This window comes from Petrotoga sp. 8T1HF07.NaAc.6.1 (assembly GCF_016772115.1).
Lineage (GTDB): Bacteria > Thermotogota > Thermotogae > Petrotogales > Petrotogaceae > Petrotoga > Petrotoga mobilis.
Window position 1 is genome coordinate 94,162 of sequence record NZ_AUPG01000002.1, and the last position, 16,098, is coordinate 110,259.

At 39.6% G+C, this 16,098-nt stretch carries 21 protein-coding genes and 1 pseudogene; 2 read left to right on the forward strand and 20 right to left on the reverse strand.

The window, feature by feature from the left end; genetic code table 11:
• Positions 1-11 precede the first annotated feature (11 nt).
• The 20 genes and pseudogenes from NAAC61_RS01955 to NAAC61_RS02050 form a co-directional block, all read right to left on the reverse strand.
• Positions 12-1,613, reverse strand: a complete 1,602-nt coding sequence (locus NAAC61_RS01955; protein WP_184308442.1) for a terminase large subunit — start codon at positions 1,611-1,613, stop codon at positions 12-14.
• A 108-nt stretch (positions 1,614-1,721) separates the two neighbouring features.
• On the reverse strand, positions 1,722-1,946 hold the full coding sequence (locus tag NAAC61_RS01960; RefSeq protein ID WP_202695163.1) for a DUF7678 domain-containing protein: 225 nt from the start codon (positions 1,944-1,946) through the stop codon (positions 1,722-1,724).
• A 4-nt stretch (positions 1,947-1,950) separates the two neighbouring features.
• Complete coding sequence (locus tag NAAC61_RS01965; protein ID WP_110133560.1) at positions 1,951-2,130, reverse strand: DUF5049 domain-containing protein; 180 nt, start codon at positions 2,128-2,130, stop codon at positions 1,951-1,953.
• Positions 2,120-2,350, reverse strand: a complete 231-nt coding sequence (locus tag NAAC61_RS01970) for a DUF4314 domain-containing protein (RefSeq protein WP_202695164.1) — start codon at positions 2,348-2,350, stop codon at positions 2,120-2,122. The genes NAAC61_RS01965 and NAAC61_RS01970 overlap by 11 nt, the downstream gene beginning before the upstream one ends.
• Positions 2,334-3,026 carry a hypothetical protein gene (locus NAAC61_RS01975; protein ID WP_202695165.1) on the reverse strand — a complete coding sequence of 231 codons (693 nt, stop codon included), beginning with the start codon at positions 3,024-3,026 and terminating at the stop codon, positions 2,334-2,336. Before NAAC61_RS01975 ends, NAAC61_RS01970 begins: the two co-directional genes overlap by 17 nt.
• Positions 3,027-3,129: 103 nt before the next feature.
• Positions 3,130-4,365 carry a site-specific DNA-methyltransferase gene (locus NAAC61_RS01980; protein WP_202695166.1) on the reverse strand — a complete coding sequence of 412 codons (1,236 nt, stop codon included), beginning with the start codon at positions 4,363-4,365 and terminating at the stop codon, positions 3,130-3,132.
• On the reverse strand, positions 4,355-5,518 hold the full coding sequence (metK, locus tag NAAC61_RS01985) for a methionine adenosyltransferase (RefSeq protein WP_237729708.1): 1,164 nt from the start codon (positions 5,516-5,518) through the stop codon (positions 4,355-4,357). The genes NAAC61_RS01980 and metK overlap by 11 nt, the downstream gene beginning before the upstream one ends.
• Before the next feature lie 2 nt (positions 5,519-5,520).
• Positions 5,521-6,060 carry a P27 family phage terminase small subunit gene (locus NAAC61_RS01990; protein WP_184308349.1) on the reverse strand — a complete coding sequence of 180 codons (540 nt, stop codon included), beginning with the start codon at positions 6,058-6,060 and terminating at the stop codon, positions 5,521-5,523.
• A gap of 117 nt (positions 6,061-6,177) precedes the next feature.
• Positions 6,178-6,540, reverse strand: coding sequence for an HNH endonuclease (locus NAAC61_RS11175; RefSeq protein ID WP_337919684.1), 363 nt, complete (start codon positions 6,538-6,540; stop codon positions 6,178-6,180).
• A 138-nt stretch (positions 6,541-6,678) separates the two neighbouring features.
• Positions 6,679-7,104: a DUF1492 domain-containing protein gene (locus NAAC61_RS02000; RefSeq protein WP_069980567.1), complete on the reverse strand. Its 426-nt coding sequence runs from the start codon at positions 7,102-7,104 to the stop codon at positions 6,679-6,681.
• Positions 7,101-7,325: a hypothetical protein gene (locus NAAC61_RS02005; RefSeq protein WP_069980566.1), complete on the reverse strand. Its 225-nt coding sequence runs from the start codon at positions 7,323-7,325 to the stop codon at positions 7,101-7,103. The genes NAAC61_RS02000 and NAAC61_RS02005 overlap by 4 nt, the downstream gene beginning before the upstream one ends.
• Positions 7,322-8,679, reverse strand: a pseudogene (locus NAAC61_RS02010) (SNF2-related protein). Before NAAC61_RS02010 ends, NAAC61_RS02005 begins: the two are co-directional and overlap by 4 nt.
• Positions 8,676-9,155: an HNH endonuclease gene (locus NAAC61_RS02015; protein ID WP_069980565.1), complete on the reverse strand. Its 480-nt coding sequence runs from the start codon at positions 9,153-9,155 to the stop codon at positions 8,676-8,678. The pseudogene NAAC61_RS02010 and the gene NAAC61_RS02015 overlap by 4 nt, the downstream one beginning before the upstream one ends.
• Complete coding sequence (locus NAAC61_RS02020; protein ID WP_202695168.1) at positions 9,133-9,417, reverse strand: VRR-NUC domain-containing protein; 285 nt, start codon at positions 9,415-9,417, stop codon at positions 9,133-9,135. Before NAAC61_RS02020 ends, NAAC61_RS02015 begins: the two co-directional genes overlap by 23 nt.
• Before the next feature lie 157 nt (positions 9,418-9,574).
• Positions 9,575-11,923 (reverse strand): virulence-associated E family protein, encoded by a 2,349-nt coding sequence (locus NAAC61_RS02025; RefSeq protein WP_202695169.1) that lies wholly within the window; start codon positions 11,921-11,923, stop codon positions 9,575-9,577.
• A 69-nt stretch (positions 11,924-11,992) separates the two neighbouring features.
• Positions 11,993-12,424, reverse strand: a complete 432-nt coding sequence (locus NAAC61_RS02030; RefSeq protein ID WP_069980562.1) for a DUF7768 domain-containing protein — start codon at positions 12,422-12,424, stop codon at positions 11,993-11,995.
• On the reverse strand, positions 12,411-12,632 hold the full coding sequence (locus tag NAAC61_RS02035; protein ID WP_202695170.1) for a hypothetical protein: 222 nt from the start codon (positions 12,630-12,632) through the stop codon (positions 12,411-12,413). Before NAAC61_RS02035 ends, NAAC61_RS02030 begins: the two co-directional genes overlap by 14 nt.
• A gap of 14 nt (positions 12,633-12,646) precedes the next feature.
• Positions 12,647-13,309 (reverse strand): Rha family transcriptional regulator, encoded by a 663-nt coding sequence (locus NAAC61_RS02040; RefSeq protein ID WP_202695171.1) that lies wholly within the window; start codon positions 13,307-13,309, stop codon positions 12,647-12,649.
• A 64-nt stretch (positions 13,310-13,373) separates the two neighbouring features.
• On the reverse strand, positions 13,374-13,922 hold the full coding sequence (locus NAAC61_RS02045; protein ID WP_202695172.1) for a sigma-70 family RNA polymerase sigma factor: 549 nt from the start codon (positions 13,920-13,922) through the stop codon (positions 13,374-13,376).
• A 296-nt stretch (positions 13,923-14,218) separates the two neighbouring features.
• On the reverse strand, positions 14,219-14,362 hold the full coding sequence (locus tag NAAC61_RS02050) for a hypothetical protein (protein ID WP_169833029.1): 144 nt from the start codon (positions 14,360-14,362) through the stop codon (positions 14,219-14,221).
• A 288-nt stretch (positions 14,363-14,650) separates the two neighbouring features.
• Here NAAC61_RS02050 and NAAC61_RS02055 point away from each other — a divergent pair, with 288 nt between their 5' ends.
• Positions 14,651-15,652 carry an ABC-three component system protein gene (locus NAAC61_RS02055; protein ID WP_202695173.1) on the forward strand — a complete coding sequence of 334 codons (1,002 nt, stop codon included), beginning with the start codon at positions 14,651-14,653 and terminating at the stop codon, positions 15,650-15,652.
• The gene (locus NAAC61_RS02060) at positions 15,645-16,097 is read left to right on the forward strand and encodes an ABC-three component system middle component 2 (protein ID WP_202695174.1); all 453 of its coding nucleotides are present in this window, start codon (positions 15,645-15,647) and stop codon (positions 16,095-16,097) included. The genes NAAC61_RS02055 and NAAC61_RS02060 overlap by 8 nt, the downstream gene beginning before the upstream one ends.
• The last annotated feature ends 1 nt before the right edge of the window (position 16,098 follow it).

The following is a 16,098-nucleotide window of genomic DNA, read 5'->3' on the forward strand; positions in this document are numbered from 1 at the left end:
ACTTTCCTCTCCTAAAACACGAGTAATCCCCGACCGTCATAAACCGAAGCACTCGTATCATTGCCACAGCGAATTGCTCTATCCAGTGCCATAATAGTGGCTACAGCACCATCTATTTTTTCTGTTGACTTCTCTTTATCCGGTTTAATGTTGCCCGCCGGATCAGTACGAATAAAAATATTATCCATCATCCATCTAAGAACAGGATGTCCACCATGTGCGACCTTTTCCTCCAAGGTTAGTTTCATAAGTTCCTTGGTTGGTGGACTCATATCTTTAAATCCCTGTCCAAATGGAACAACGGTAAATCCCATGCCTTCAAGGTTTTGTACCATCTGGACTGCACCCCAGCGGTCAAAGGCAATTTCTCGAATGTTGTACTTTTCACCAAGACTTTCAATAAACTTCTCAATGAAACCATAATGCACCACATTGCCTTCTGTAGTCTTAAGATGTTCTTGCTTTTCCCATACATCATAGGGAACATGGTCACGATTTACTCTGAGATTAAGGGTTTCTTCCGGTAACCAAAAATAGGGAAGAACAACATATTTGTCATCTTCATCTTCCGGTGGAAACACGAGTACAAAGGCTGTTATATCTATGGAACTTGAAAGGTCTAGACCGCCATAGCAAACTCTTCCAAATAAGTCTTCTTCATTTACGGCAAAAGCACATTTATCCCACTTATCCATTGGCATCCATCTAACTGCTTGTTTGACCCATTGATTAAGTCTTAACTGCCTAAATGTATTCTCTTCTGCAGGATTTTGCTTTGCAGATTCACAAGCGGCTTTTACCTTGTCGATTCCCACTGTAATCCCTAGGCTTGGATTTGCTTTTTTCCATACTTTTGGATCAGTCCAATCATCAGATTCGTCTGCTCCATAAATAACTGGATAAAATGTAGGGTCAACCTTTCGCCCTTCCAAGAGGTCTTTCGCTTTTTGATGTGTCTCATAGCAGATAGATTTGGTGTCTGACCCTGCAGTGGTAATAAGAAAATACAGCGGTTGGGTTCTTGCATCACCAGAACCCTTGGTCATAACATCAAAGAGTTTTCTATTGGGCTGGGTATGAAGTTCATCAAAAACAACACCGTGTATATTAAAACCATGCTTTGAATAGGCTTCAGCTGAAAGCACTTGATAAAAACTATTTGTCGGCTGAAAAACAATACGCTTTGTTGCCGACAGGATCTTAACTCGTTTACTAAGTGCTGGGCTCATACGCACCATATCAGCTGCAACTTCAAATACTATCGATGCTTGCTGACGATCTGCAGCACAACCATAAACCTCCGCTCTTTCTTCACCATCACCACAACAAAGAAGTAGGGCAACAGCAGCCGCAAGTTCTGATTTACCCATTTTCTTTGGTATCTCAATATAAGCTGTATTAAACTGTCTATATCCATTTGGTTTAAGTGTTCCAAAAATATCTCTGATAATTTGCTCTTGCCAATCTATGAGTTCAAAAGGCTTTCCTGACCATTTACCTTTGGTATGGCTTAAGCACTCAATAAAGTTGACCGCATAGTCTGCAGCATCTTTATCGTAATAAGAGTCCTTTGCCATAAAAGCTGTCGGTTTATATTTCTTCAACTTTCTAATATGCGGTCACCTCCCAACAAGCATAAAAATAGACCTGCATCAAGCAAGCCTTATCATTCTATCCATACGAGAAACAGAGCCAACTTTGGCACTGTCCTCTTTTACTATTTAGTTGTGTTCTAGCAATAGGATTGCAAGCGCAATTTCTGCATCCTCATCCACAGGTTCAATGTCCCAGCCCCGGTCATAATTTGCAATAATCTTTCCGTTACGTTTAAGCATCAGCTTAGAGATGCGTCCTTCGTCAATTCCAAATTCCGAGCCTTTCTCATAGCACTTTACCCAATAATGGATGATACTGTCATGAACTTTGATGCTACCTTCTCTCCACATGGCTTTATTCCTCCTTACCGGTCAGAATGAACCTGGAATAAGCCCCAATGTTATCTGCAAGGTAAAGAAGCAACTCGTCATATCCTTCCCTTAGAGCAATTTCCTGTACTTTTCCCACATCAAACATATTGGTTTCACCTGTGTCACGAATAGCAAGAATCTGTTGTTTTATCTTATCTGTCATCGTGAATCCTCCTGCACAGGTCTTCGCCAAAAGCTACTGAGAGGCTGGAGCCTGAATCCCAACGCACCATAATAGAACCAATATCGTCAACTCCTACTACTGTTCCTTTTGTACCAATCTTTGGAGCTTGAATATCATCCATCTTTAATAGTTCTACTCGACATCCAGCAGGGTACTTCTCACGAAGGTTTAGCAATTCTTCTTTACTGATTATCCTCATTTTTTACTCCTCCTTTGAATGCCGCAGAACCGGTTAGATTTCTGAGCAATATTTTTCGTTCTTCTTTATACTCTTTGCCAATAAAGCCAAGGCGGAGCAAAAAGCATCTAAATGCGTATTTTTCATTTGAGGTTTCCTTTTCTTTTGCAGTAATGCGTTTCTGGTTTCTTGCCATCTCGCAAAGTGCAGAAATAAAATGGTTGTAAGCCTTAACCTCTTCTGGTGTTGGTATTTCTTTAAACCATGGGAATGAAACTTCATCTTCAGAAATTTCAATCGGTAAGTCTTCTGCCTCAAGTGCATGACGGATAAGATCGCCTTTTGCCTCAACAATCTCCTTTAGGTTTTCAAGTGCCTTTTCTGTAAAGCTACTCCTTGGCATTGATACATAAAGGCTTAAAGCCTCACTGTCTGCGGTTTGTTGGCCCTCTGTGGCGTTAATTTGTTCCTCTGCGATAAAACCCTCCCTTGCCAAACACTGGGCCACGTTTTCGATTATTTCGCTATCCGCCTTATCACTAAATTCAAGGCTCCCATTTTTGTCGATGATAAAGGCATCCACCTCGTAAGCCATGCTGGGCATTCCAAGGTACTTTGCTTTAACACCTGTGATGTCGCTAAGTGCTGTCACTAACCTCTTTCGCTCTGACCCTGTTACGTTATAATTAATGATCATGTACAAAACCTCCTTTGTTTTGGTATGTACATATATCACTCTAAAACACTTATTTATCAAGCTTTTTATCGATTATATGGTGGGAAATTATATAAACATTCGCTTACTCATTAGTTTCCTTGAGTTCATCATAGTTGTAGCTTAGTCCAGCCCTTTGAACACTGACTTCTTTGGAAGTTCCAACCTGTTCAATGTAGCGTTTAATAATGACATCGCAAAACTTCTCATCCAGTTCCACTGTGTAGCAAATACGCTCTGACTGCTCACAAGCAATTAATGTACTTCCACTTCCACCAAAGGGATCGAGTACAATTGTGTTACTCATAGAGGAATTCAAAATAGGATAGGCAAGAAGAGGAATCGGCTTCATCGTAGGATGCTCACCATTTCTCTTTGGTTTATCAAACTCCCATATGGTAGTTTCTTTTCTTCCCGTATACCATTGATGTCTTCCTTTTTTCTTCCAGCCATAAAGCACTGGTTCGTGTTGCCATTGATATGGTGAACGCCCAAGTACAAGGGAGTCCTTTTTCCATATACAGCACCCGGATAAATAAAAACCGGCATCCGAGAAGGCTTTTCTAAAATTAAACCCTTCGGTGTCGGCATGAAATACATAGATGGAGGCATCGTCTGCTAATACTTCTTCAATATTAATAAAGGCATCTAAGAGGAATTGATAAAAGGCATCATTTGTCATATGATCATTTTTGATTTTCCCTGCAGAGCCTTCATAATTTACGTTGTAGGGAGGGTCTGTCACACACAAATTCGCCTTGTTTTTATTCATCAGCACATCATAGGTTTCTTTTTTTGTGGAGTCTCCACATACCAGTCTGTGCCTCCCTAATGTCCATACGTCACCAAACTTGCTGATTGCAGGCTTTTTTAATTCTTCATCCACATCAAAGTCATCATCGTGAATTCCATCTTTGATGGTATCTTTAAATAAGTCATCCAGTTCTTTAGGATCAAATCCAGTAAGCGAAACATCAAAATCTGCACCTTGTAAATCAGCAATCAAAAGGGCAAGCTTATCCTTATCCCAATCACCGCTAATTTTATTTAGAGCGATATTGAGGGCTTTTTCCTTTTCCTCATCCATCTCAATGATGACGCATTCGACTTCTGATATACCCATATCAATGAGTACCTTAAGTCTTTGATGGCCACCTACAACATTGCCTGTCACCTTATTCCAGATAACCGGCTCCACATATCCAAACTGCTCAATCGAGCGTTTCAGCTTTTCATACTCTGCATCACCTGGCTTTAAATCTTTACGAGGATTGTATTTAGCAGGAAGCAGGTCTTTTGTATTCTTTTTTTCAATCAACATACCTTTTTACCGCCTCCCTTAGTTCTTTATAGCAATCTAAAAACTCCCAAGAATGCAATCCATATCTGAAATGACCGTAGGTAGCAGTATCCGCATAAATGACATCGGTCAGCCTTAACTTTTCGATAATTGCTGCAGGTCTAAGATTAAATACTTCTTGAACCGCACTACAAAGGATACTTTCAGCAACTTTGCCTGTTCCAAATGTATCAATCTCCACAGCAACTGGATCTGCTTTTCCAATCGCATAAGAAATGGCAACCTGGCATCGTTCTGCATACCCACACCAAATAATGTTCTTTGCGATGGCTCTTGCCATATAGGCACCACTGCGATCCACTTTTGTCGGGTCTTTACCGGAAAAAGCACCGCCCCCGTGGGATGCAATGCCGCCGTATGTGTCTACCATTATTTTTCTTCCTGTCAATCCTGTATCAGCGGCAGGTCCACCTTCCACAAAGCGCCCGCTTGGATTAATGAGTATCTCCGTTTCATCATCAAATGGATATTTTTCAAAGACAGGCCAAAGCACCTGAGAGATGATTTCATTTTTTAAATCATTTAAGTCTTTATCAGCACCGTGCTGAAGGGAAACAACAATGGTCTTGATTCGCTTTGGCTTATCATCTTTATACTCTACTGTAACTTGTGCCTTACCATCTGGACCGATGTTTTTAATAACACCATTCTTCATAACTTTATCCAGCTTTTCACAGATAGCATGAGATAGAACAAGAGGTAACGGCAACTTCTCACTTGTTTCATTGGTGGCATAGCCATAAACTGTGCCTTGATCTCCTGCACCTAGCATGGAATACCAGGAAGTATCGCCTTCACGGGATTCCAAGGCTCTATCAACACCACCTGCGATATCTTTGCTTTGCTGATGTACATGGACAAACACGAGAAACTTTCTTGGATTGTAGCCGACATCAGTTAGAACATTACGAACTACTCGTTTGATATCAATTTTCTTTGAACAGGTAATCTCACCGGCAACAATGATACGTCCTTTGGTTGCCATCACCTCGCAGGCCACACGAGAGGATTTATCTTTTCTCAAACACGCATCTAAGATGCTGTCAGAGATTAGGTCACACAATTTATCGGGATGCCCTTTACACACACTTTCACAAGTTCTATATTTTTTCATTATCATTTTCCTTTCCTAGCAGATAATAACCGCTCCATTAAATCATCTTGTGGACTTCTGCCACCAAACTCTACAGAGCAGTTTTCTTTTACAATCTGGTAAATCTGATACCAACACTGATTTACTTGTTTCATGTATTCACGGCTCATAGCAACATACGGTGATGCTATGGCTGCTGATGTAGTAGGATGTTTTGCAAGAAATCCATATTCTGAAATACACTCCTCGCACTGAATCCAACGAGAAACACTCATGGCATATTGCTCGATCAGCTGGTTGTTTACTAACATTTCGCAGCTACGATCCTTTAACCATTTATATGTTTCTATATAAATATCTTCTGCACAGAGGTCTTTACCGTTTTTCTGAGTCGCCTTTAGATAATCTTTTACTGGAGGAACATCCGTGCCTTCCATTTCTGCTGGCTCCGGTAGTACTTGAGCCCCGTTTAATCTGCCGTCAGTAATTTTATCTGTTAGAGCTTTTGACTTTCTTCCTGCGCCAACACGCTGGCCACCTCTTGCTGTACCGTCCTTTGCCATTTTTCCACCTCACTTTTCTAAAAGTCTTTAATACCCCCTTTGATTTCTGATTTTTACACGCAAGACCCCAGGCCGTTGTCCGCTATAAAAGGTGTAGAGATTTGAACCGCCCCTGGCTCACTTACGAATCTGTCTATCACCAAGTTCTAAATGTATCTTGTTGTGGCAGGACTTACATAAAGACATCAAATTACTTTTGTCATGCGTACCGCCTAAAGAAATGGGGAGGATGTGATGTACTTCTTCAGCAGAGGTAAGCCGTCCGTTTTCCTCGCACATCTCACACAAAGGATGTTCCCTAGCATATCTGTCACGGATTCTTTTCCAGGCTCTACCGTACTTTTTATTGATATCCGGTGAACGTTCAAATTTATCGTAGCGCCTGCGCTCTACTACTCTATGATCCTCACAGTACCTCCCATCGGTTAGGTTAGGACATCCTGGGGTACTGCACGGTCGCTTTGGTCTTTTGGGCATCATTTCACCTCGCTTTCCGGGCACAGAAAAAGCCCTGCGAGGAATTCCCACAAGGCTTGGTAAATATTCTATTTTGCTGATTATATACTAACACAAATGCAATAGAGGTATCTTGTTGCAAAGTGTTGCAAGTTGTGCAAACTATATTTTAATAGGATCTTTAGGAAGAGTTACATGGTTAAGAGCTGCATTATGCCATCTATAGACTGTTGTTCTATCTGCATTAAGTTCATCGCCAATTTGCTCCCAGGTTAGGTTATGAACATACCGATACCGTAATACCATGCGCTCATCAGTGTCTGGAACTTCGTTTATAACACGCCTTATCTGCTCCTTGAGTGCTACAAGATTATCTACTTCCGTGTTTATTTTTCTTTCCAAATCCATAATCCGCTCCAAACACCTTACAAACCTGGCATCGGCATTTTGTGAGGTTTGAACTTTTTCATCCCAACTTGGTGATGATACACTTGTTGCCATTTCTCTTAAGGATTCCATTTCTTCGATGTCTGATTGTATTCTTTTATCAAGCCTGTAAGCTTGGTGTAAATATTCCTTTACTTTCATATCTCTCTTACCTCCGATTTTAATTTTTTGATTAGGATGTTCCCATCAACAGAGGTAAGTTCTCTATACCAATCAGAGCGGAAGAACCTCTCCACCTCGTTTTTCATTATTTTAGCCGGCTCATAGTTTGGACGCTTTTTAAGTTTCTTTAACGCAGACCTATAATCCTTAACTGCCATTAAAATGATAGCATTGGCTAAGTTTTCATAAGGTGTGGTCATCGCATCACCTCCAACTTTGCCTTTACAGCATCAATAAGAGAGGCTTGTGTTTCTTCTTTTTTTGTAAGAGCAGTCATTACATCTTCATCAATAGTACCCTTGGTAATTATGTGATGGATAATAACCGTCTCGTTTTGACCTTGCCTATAAAGTCTGGCATTGGTTTGCTGATATAACTCCAATGACCATGTAAGTCCAAACCAAATGAGTGTCGAACCACCGCTTTGAAGATTAAGACCATGTCCTGCACTTGCTGGATGGATCACAGCGATAGGGATATTGCCGTCGTTCCAATCTTCAATATCCTTCGATGCTTTTATTTGCCTCACCGAAAATCTATTCTTAATTCTCTCTAAATCGTGTTTGAACCAATATGCAACAAGGACAGGTTTGCCATTTGCGCCTTCAATTAAATCTTCCAGTGCATCAAGTTTTTTGTCATGAATGATATGTGTCTTGTTTTCACTATCATAGACAGCACCGTTCGCCATCTGTAGAAGTTTTCCTGAAAGCACAGCAGCATTAACTGCATCAATCTCCTCATCACCTAATTTCGTGACCATATCATCTTTAAATTTAGAGTATATGTTCCATTCTTTTTCATTCAGAGAAACAGCCACTTCATTTACGATGCATTCAGGCATTTTAAGATAGTCTATGGATTTCATGGAAATCGTAATATCAGATATCTGCTTATAAATTTTGTCCTCAGCACCAGGTAATGGCTTATATGAAAATATAACCTGTGCATTACGTTTATCCGGAGTGAAGTAAGTATTACGGTAGTGAGTGATATATCTGCCAAGTCTTTGACCTAAGTCTAGAATGCGAAACTCTGCCCATAAGTCCATTAAGCCGTTACTCGATGGAGTTCCCGTAAGACCTACAATTCTATTAACAGATGGCCTTACTTTTAGTAGACTTTTAAACCGCTTTGCACCATAGGATTTAAAGGATGACAACTCATCAATGACCACCATATCAAAATCAAAAGGAATGCCACTCTTGTTAACAAGCCAATCCACATTTTCACGATTGATGATATATATTGTTGATCTTGTCATAAGAGCATCGATTCTTTCTTTTTCTGTTCCAACCGCTACAGAATAGGATAGACCTTTCAAATGCTCCCACTTTTTAATTTCAGAAGGCCAAGTATCTCTTGCTACTCGAAGTGGCGCAATGACCAAGACCTTTCTTATTTCGAATTTATCAAGGCATAAATCAAACAATGCTGTGAGAGTAATTGCTGTTTTTCCTAACCTAAGCCCATATCAAGGAATATTGCAGATATTGGCTTGCTCTCAATAAAATCAATTGCATACTGCTGATAATCATGTGGTATGAACTTCATTCGGCATCACCTCCTTCCCAAAATGCACGATCCCTTAAGTGTAGTTTTGCGTGTTCTGACTGTGAGGGCAAAATAATCAAATTACACTCATCGTTGTTACGTTTGTTTCCATCAATATGATGAACAACTTCTTCCATACGGAGGGATCTCCCTAATATTTTTTCTGCAACGACTCGATGTTCATGTACTCCGTAGTATTTTGAATAAGTAACTCCGTTCCCACAGTTTAAACGGGCATTTCTAAGCTTTTGTCTTGTTTCATTAGTCATCCTTGTAGGGTTAAGTTTCTTATTTATTTCAATCATGTTTTTTGACATCGATTCATAATTTTTCAATTTTGAGTATCCATTAGGATTCTTATTTTTGTTGCTAAAGTCAGCCAAGCACTTACGGCTACAGAAGTTATGCTTTTTTATTTGTGATGGGTATCTTGAAATTTCTTTTTCACACCAATCACATTTTATTTTTGATTTCATCAAGCACCCCTCCAATCTGTTCTACACCGTCCAAGCAATAAACCGAAAAACCTAATGCCTCCAGTTGTTTCTTTCTTTTTTCTTGTATAGGGCGCATCTTTTTTCCCGTTGCTTTACACTCAACAAATGCCATTCTCCCCAAAGGAAGTAGTACAATGCGATCTGGCACACCATCAACTCCAGGACTTACAAACTTCAGTGCAATACCTCCCATGTCTTTAACTGCTGCTACAAGTTTTTTCTCTATATATTTTTCTTGCATAATATCCTCCCATCTGACACAAGAAACACAAAATCACAACCATTCCCCTATATTTACTAACGCGCGTATACGCTCACAGTTATTTTCTATCTACTTTTAAGAAAAAGCATTTTGAATATAAGGGAAAAAGTTGTGTTGTGTCGCATTCTTGTGTTCCCTATCCACCATAATGATATAATCGCTGCCTACCATAAATCGGCAAACGCTTAATACTACTGGTTCGTTCCCAACCGGCAATCTGAGACATAAGTGCTGCAATCTGATAACTGTCGGTAGTCTTTAATTCTGGGAGACTACGATTAAAGCATTCACACCAAATTTCCGCATTGCTTACAAAGGTTCGTGCAACAGTACCTGTATGCTTGGCTCCACCAAATTCGCTACCGCTTAGGTAATTCCTACGGGCAAATAAGTCCATACTATCCCAATCATCTGGAAGTAGAGTATTTAGGTATTCTTCAACCATGCCAACACGCTCATCAGCCTCCATCGCACCTTTCTGTGCTTTTTCAGCCTCCTCTAAAACATCACCCTCGAGGTACAGTTTTTCACCCGATTTCCATATTTCTTTAGCTTCGGCCCAGAACTGCTGCCTATATGCTTCAGTAAAATTCCAGGTCTTCTTCTGCTTTTTCTGATGTACCTTAATAATCCAAAAGCGGCGGTTTCCTGTGATGTCACGTAAATATCCTCGCTCTCCATTTACCGTTGCAATGACAATGCATTGTCTGGGATGGCTTTCAACAACTCTGCCATAAGACGGTCTGTATTTATCATCTGATGTAGAGAGGAACGCTTTTACTTTTTCAATATCCGCTTTCTTCATTCCAGCAAGTTCTCCGATTTCAACCACCCAGAATCCTTGCAGTTTTTCAGCACCAGACTTATCATCCATATCCGTAAGAGATAATGTTTCAGAGTAGAATTCTGCTGTTACAAGGTCTTTAATGATGGTGCTTTTCCCAATACCCTGATCGCCATCAAGCACAGGAACACAGTCAAACTTAATTCCAGGAACATATACCCGTGCAACAGCAGCTGCAAAGGTCTTTCTGGTCACTGTGCGTATATACTCGGTATCATCTGCCTGGAGATATTTGATAAAAATATCTTCTACACGTTTTACTCCATCCCACGCAGGGAGGGAATCAAGGTAATCCCTTATAGGATGGAATCTTCTATCATCAGCAACCTTGGTAAATGCAACATCGTGGTTTCTGCTTGAAAACGGAAGGTAGCGAATATCCATAATGGACTTAAGCTGGGCTGTGTCGGCATCTCTCCAAAATACGTTACCTTCTGGTCTTTCCCATGGTAGTGATCCCGTGACCTGGATACGGTTCGACAGCTCGTTATATGCAAAGTTCTTGAAATCGGGGTCATGATTAAGAATAAGGTTTAAGTTGTATACGCTGTTTTCCAGTAAACTTGATCTAGGTTGATACCTAAGTCTTGACTTCCAATCATCTCCACTGTCAGTGAAATCCACTTCAGCCTCTGCTAGTTTTTCATTGGTAGCAAAGACTTTTACTTCATCAATTTTCATGGCAAAATCACACATATTCTTAAAGGACTTCTTATCATCCTCATCACCAAATTTATGGATACGAACGATGTCAAAGGCATTGCATAATTTTAGGTATGCCGGGTCCTTGGCATGATGGCTATACACGAACTTGCCACCTTCTTTGATTTCAACTCCAGCCATACTGCTTGACTCTATAAAATGGTAGCGGTCCTCATTTTCTGTAGGCTCGTAGACGTCTGATAAAAATGCATCGATTGCTTTTGTAACAGGGAAATAAACTCTATTAAAAAGGCCCACAACACCCTCCTTCGCAATAGGGTCCTGTACCTTCTCATGCGAAACTGTATTTGCCTTGCTCTCCCTAGATGAAGTCGGAAGTCTTGTAGGATCAGTCCATTCGGGATGGGCTATTAAAATATCATCTGGATTAAGCCAAGTTTTGTCTACTTCCTTATATACAAATTTTCCGTTAGATGGAGTGCTTGGCCAGTACATCAGCTGGTTTGGTAGATAGGAGCATTCATCGAAATAATCCATGCCAAGCATCTGTGCTAAATATCTTGAAACTGCTACAAATTCCTCTGAGGTTACATCTCTTGTTAGGGGAAAAATAAGACGCACCCGTGGATTTTCTTCTGTGCTACTATGGGTTGAATAAAGAACAGAGGTATATGCAGCTTTCGATTCATAGTTTTCAAGAAATTCTTTATTAATTTTGTCACCATCTAAAGCAATCATTGATCGAAGTTCCACAGTATCGTTTTTTCTGCGACCACCTTTTAATACACCTGCAACAAAGCCACCATGGTCTTTTACAATATCCTTTTGACCTTTACTGAACTTGGCATATTCTTCAGCTGATTCCGTGGTCCTAATTGGAGTCTTCAATCTATCTTTTAGCGCATCAAAAGTGATTTCTTTGTTGACCCACTTCTTTGCCTGTCGGCTGTTCCCATAAGCAATGGCTAATTTTCTCAACTTAAAGACCTCCTTTCAAACGAGGTCTTTGTCCATGTTCAAATCTTGCCTGTATTGCCTTTATTTTTTTCATAAAGCCTCTACCTCCTCAAAATCCTTATTGAAATATCTGACCGGTTGTCTACGTTTCTTTGCCTTTTCAATTTCAATACTCATGCCTTTTGAGATGACATCACCGAGCACCCAGACTTCCTGGCACTTGCCCATAAGGATGATGTCCATGAAAATAGCAAGATCACGTTCTTTCTCATTACTGTCATCCATGAAAGGGAATAGAAGGTGCGGAGTCAGCGGGATACATCCACGATCGAAAGCAAATTCTGCAAACTGAGTGGCTTTTAATACATTTTCCTTAACAGCTCCGTGAAAAGGGGCACATATATAAACCAAAGGACGGAAGGCAGGTTTTGACGCTGCCTTTTCCTTTTTTACTATATTAGTTAGTGCTTCATGCGGAGTAGGGTCATAGTATCCTTCAGCATTGAATTTATTTATGTTCATCACAGCTACCTCCGGCTCTAATTTTTTTACTACATTCGCTACAATATACTGCAGTACCAAATAAATCACTTTCACCATCACCTAGGATTTCTGCAATATCCACCATTACTTCAACATCACACATCGGGCAATGGCAAAAAACATTCTCATCTGTTATTTCAATAGATATCTCCATGGAATCATTCAATCTTTCTTTCACATAAAACATAGTAAGAGCCCTCCTTAATTCTTCTCTATTTTGGTTTTGTACCATTCCAAGTAACGCTTGCGCTGCCCATAATCTGGAACAGCTACTAACAAACCAACATCTACTTTTTGTAATATGTCTAGCATTGTAATCTGCTCATCAGATAAGTAAGGTCGAATGCTTTTTCCTTTTGCAATTCCATTTGCTAATCTAAACTGCTTTGCCGTCATTCCGATAACGATGCGATTTAACATATCGCATTCATTACTGAACTGATATGGCTTTGGATTTTCATGAAGTAACTTAATGTTGTCTGTTAGTAAAGGGAACTCCTTACGAGCCGAAACAAGAGTTTTAATGAACTGCTCCATTTCATTAAAGCGTTTGATGTATAACTCTTTGAACTTCATTGCTTTCTGCCCTGTATATCCCATAACCAACATAGTGAATCCATCACGAGTCATGGCATAAGCCTTTTGCTTTCTGTTCCAACCATCCGTGTATGAGGTCGGCTCAAAATTGAGCTGAGCAAATTCTGTGCTTAACCCAGATTTGGGGTCAGTGATTTTAGCAATGTCACGCAGAACATTTTTATGTTCCTTCTCAAAGAACTCTGCTACAAACAAACTATCCGCTCTTGCCGTATCTTTGGTGTCGGCAAACACACCATATTGATCTTTAGGTATTAATTCTCTCATCAGAATTACCTCCTTAAATTTTTTTGGAGGTCTTGACCTCCTACCTGGTAGCCTTGGGAGAAGGTCAAATCTGACGGTTTTTATATTCTTGTTCCAATTTTTTTGTTGCTCGTTTTAACTTCTGAGTAATGTTGTTTTCATCAGCACCTATGGAGTTGGCATATTCGCGGATTGACATACCGTCTATGCGAACTGCGATAAACATATCCGCCCAATCTTCTTTTTTACCGAGTACCTTGCGTATCCATTTACAAACATCCTCGTACTCGTATTGGTTAGAACGCTCTATTTCTTGAGAGTTATCTGCAAATGTATCCATAACATCTGTTTCATCTTCAGCCTGATCATCTTTACGATAAGGTGTCTTCGGATTGCCAAGATGCCTATGATAGCGGCGCCAGTGGTTGTATTCTTTGGAATTCATTAGTTCGAACATTTCCTGTAAAGTCTCACAACGCTTAACTTCTGCTTTCTTTTCAGGCTTTGCCTCTGCAAGACGTTGCTCATAGTCAATGTCCAGCATAACGCTGTAATCTCCATCTGGAATTTCAATTGTGGTGTAGTTCTTGTGACCATTTTTGATGTTGTCTTCATATAAAACTCGAATCTTCATAAAGTATTCCTTTCCGTCCTGGCATTGGGCGGCGGAATACAAAAAGAGCCTGTGATGAAGATGACCACAGACTCCGCTTGTCCTAAATAAGGGCACACGAAATTACGGTGGGTGCATCTTCATTCCAAACACAGTCTTTATCACTGTGTTCTGAACTCTTATGCATCCCGCCGTCCGTATGCGCACTAGGACTTTGAGATTGATTTTGTTGAGCAATAAATGCTCTTTACTGATTACTACCTTTGAGGAAGATAGGCAGGCTGATTATTCAAATCTGTCTCTGCCTATCACTGAAACTATTTCTTTTTGCTTAGTCTCGTTTGACTTAAAGCACTGCCAGCAACTGATTTAGAATTTTTGCTGTAACGTCCATCGTTGAGAATTTTACTTGCCTTTGAAGCAACTTTCTTGGATGTTTGGCGTGTATTACGTTTTGCCATTTCTTTTCCCTCCTTCCTTTTCCTCGATATGCCTTTAATGGAAATCAAGCATTCGGTATCTTGCTGAAGAAATACTGAACAATTGCTCTTAAGATATTTACAATCGTGAATTTCCCCTCTGGAAATGTGTGAATTTTCATGATATAATCTAAAAGACTTTAATAAATTACAATTCCTTCTCCAGAGCGTTTAATCACTAATAAAATTGTACAAAAAAAAGTCCAACCATTAAGGAAGGACTCGGAGGGGTTCGGAAAGATTCGGAAATATAGTTGGAGGTGGCAGATAATGCTCTTTAGTGAATTTGCGAATATATTATTTAAACATAGTGACACAACGTACAAGCCACATGAATTTTTTCTGTCACTTTTCGACAACATTATGAGAGATCCAAAATCACCAGAAGAAATAAAACTATCAGAGGAGAATAAATATAATCCTTTTGACTCTCTTGCACCGGATTCTTTGGATCGTTTTTTTAAAGGCACTCTCCCATTAAGTAAGAGAAACGTACATAAAATTATTAGCCGCAAAGATACAGATAAATTTGCAAACTATATAAACGAATATAACGATCATAACCAAATCGCTATTGAAGAAGAAATCAAAACAATGATTCCAGATTTCAATCCTGATGATGTTTTAGGATACGCCTGCGCTGATTTATTCCTTCAGATTTTAGATGATATATATGAAGGTCGAGAATCTTCTAGTATCGTTACTCCCAATAGCTCAACTCTCCCTACGAAATTAACTGCCCTACCTACTCAAACTATTTATTATGATGAATCCGATGGCAAGTTACACATAGGAGATGTTGAAATATCTATTCCAAAAGAGATTGAGCCTCCACAGGATATTGCTCCAGAAGAAGAAATTTATGTTCGTGAGCTTCTGGCTGCCTACACAGAAGCCATAGGATCTGGTGAGATTACGAAGAATGATTTGGATTCCTTGCATATGAAGTATAAAAGGAACTTTTCTGATCAAAGAATCAACTTTTATAGTGCTGTACGTATTGATCGTTTTATACGTGAATCCTTTGATAAAGGAGAGGAACATGCGAAGAAATGGAAGTCTGAAACGCATGATTATATTAAGGATACCCTATGGGATGATTACGATGACGGGTACAAAAGATTGTTAGCAGTAATGAAAAAAGTGGTGGACTGCTCTACCACGGCTGTTGTTGACAATATCCAAAATCTTGTTGGCCCAAAAGAAAAGAAAGGGACCTGTCACCTATTAGTAAATGACGGTTGCATCCGCTGGGTGGATGAAGATGAATAATAAAGTTTTTAATACAGTATTTGAAATATCCATGAGATTGTTGCTTGTTTTGTCCTTATCAAAAAAGAAAAAGCTTACACTAGATAATTTAGTAACAGTAGATTTCATATCAAATTATTCAAAGGAGTTCGGACTGTCGGGTAGCAATCTTCATGGTGATAATGAATTTAGTTTTTCTGAATTCTCTATCCGGAGAGCATTAGTACAAGATGCAATAAAACAGCTTGTACTTGAAAATATGATAAAGGTTTCATATTCAAAAGAGGGCTTCATATATTCCATTACAGAACGTGGACGAATATTTAGTAACTCTCTAACTTCTGACTATGCGACTGAATATAGATTACATGCTCAAAAAGCTCTTGAATATATAGACTCAAAAAACGAAAAAGAACTTCTCAATTTAATTAGCCGAGAAGCCTCTAAATCATTAAGGAAGGAGTAAT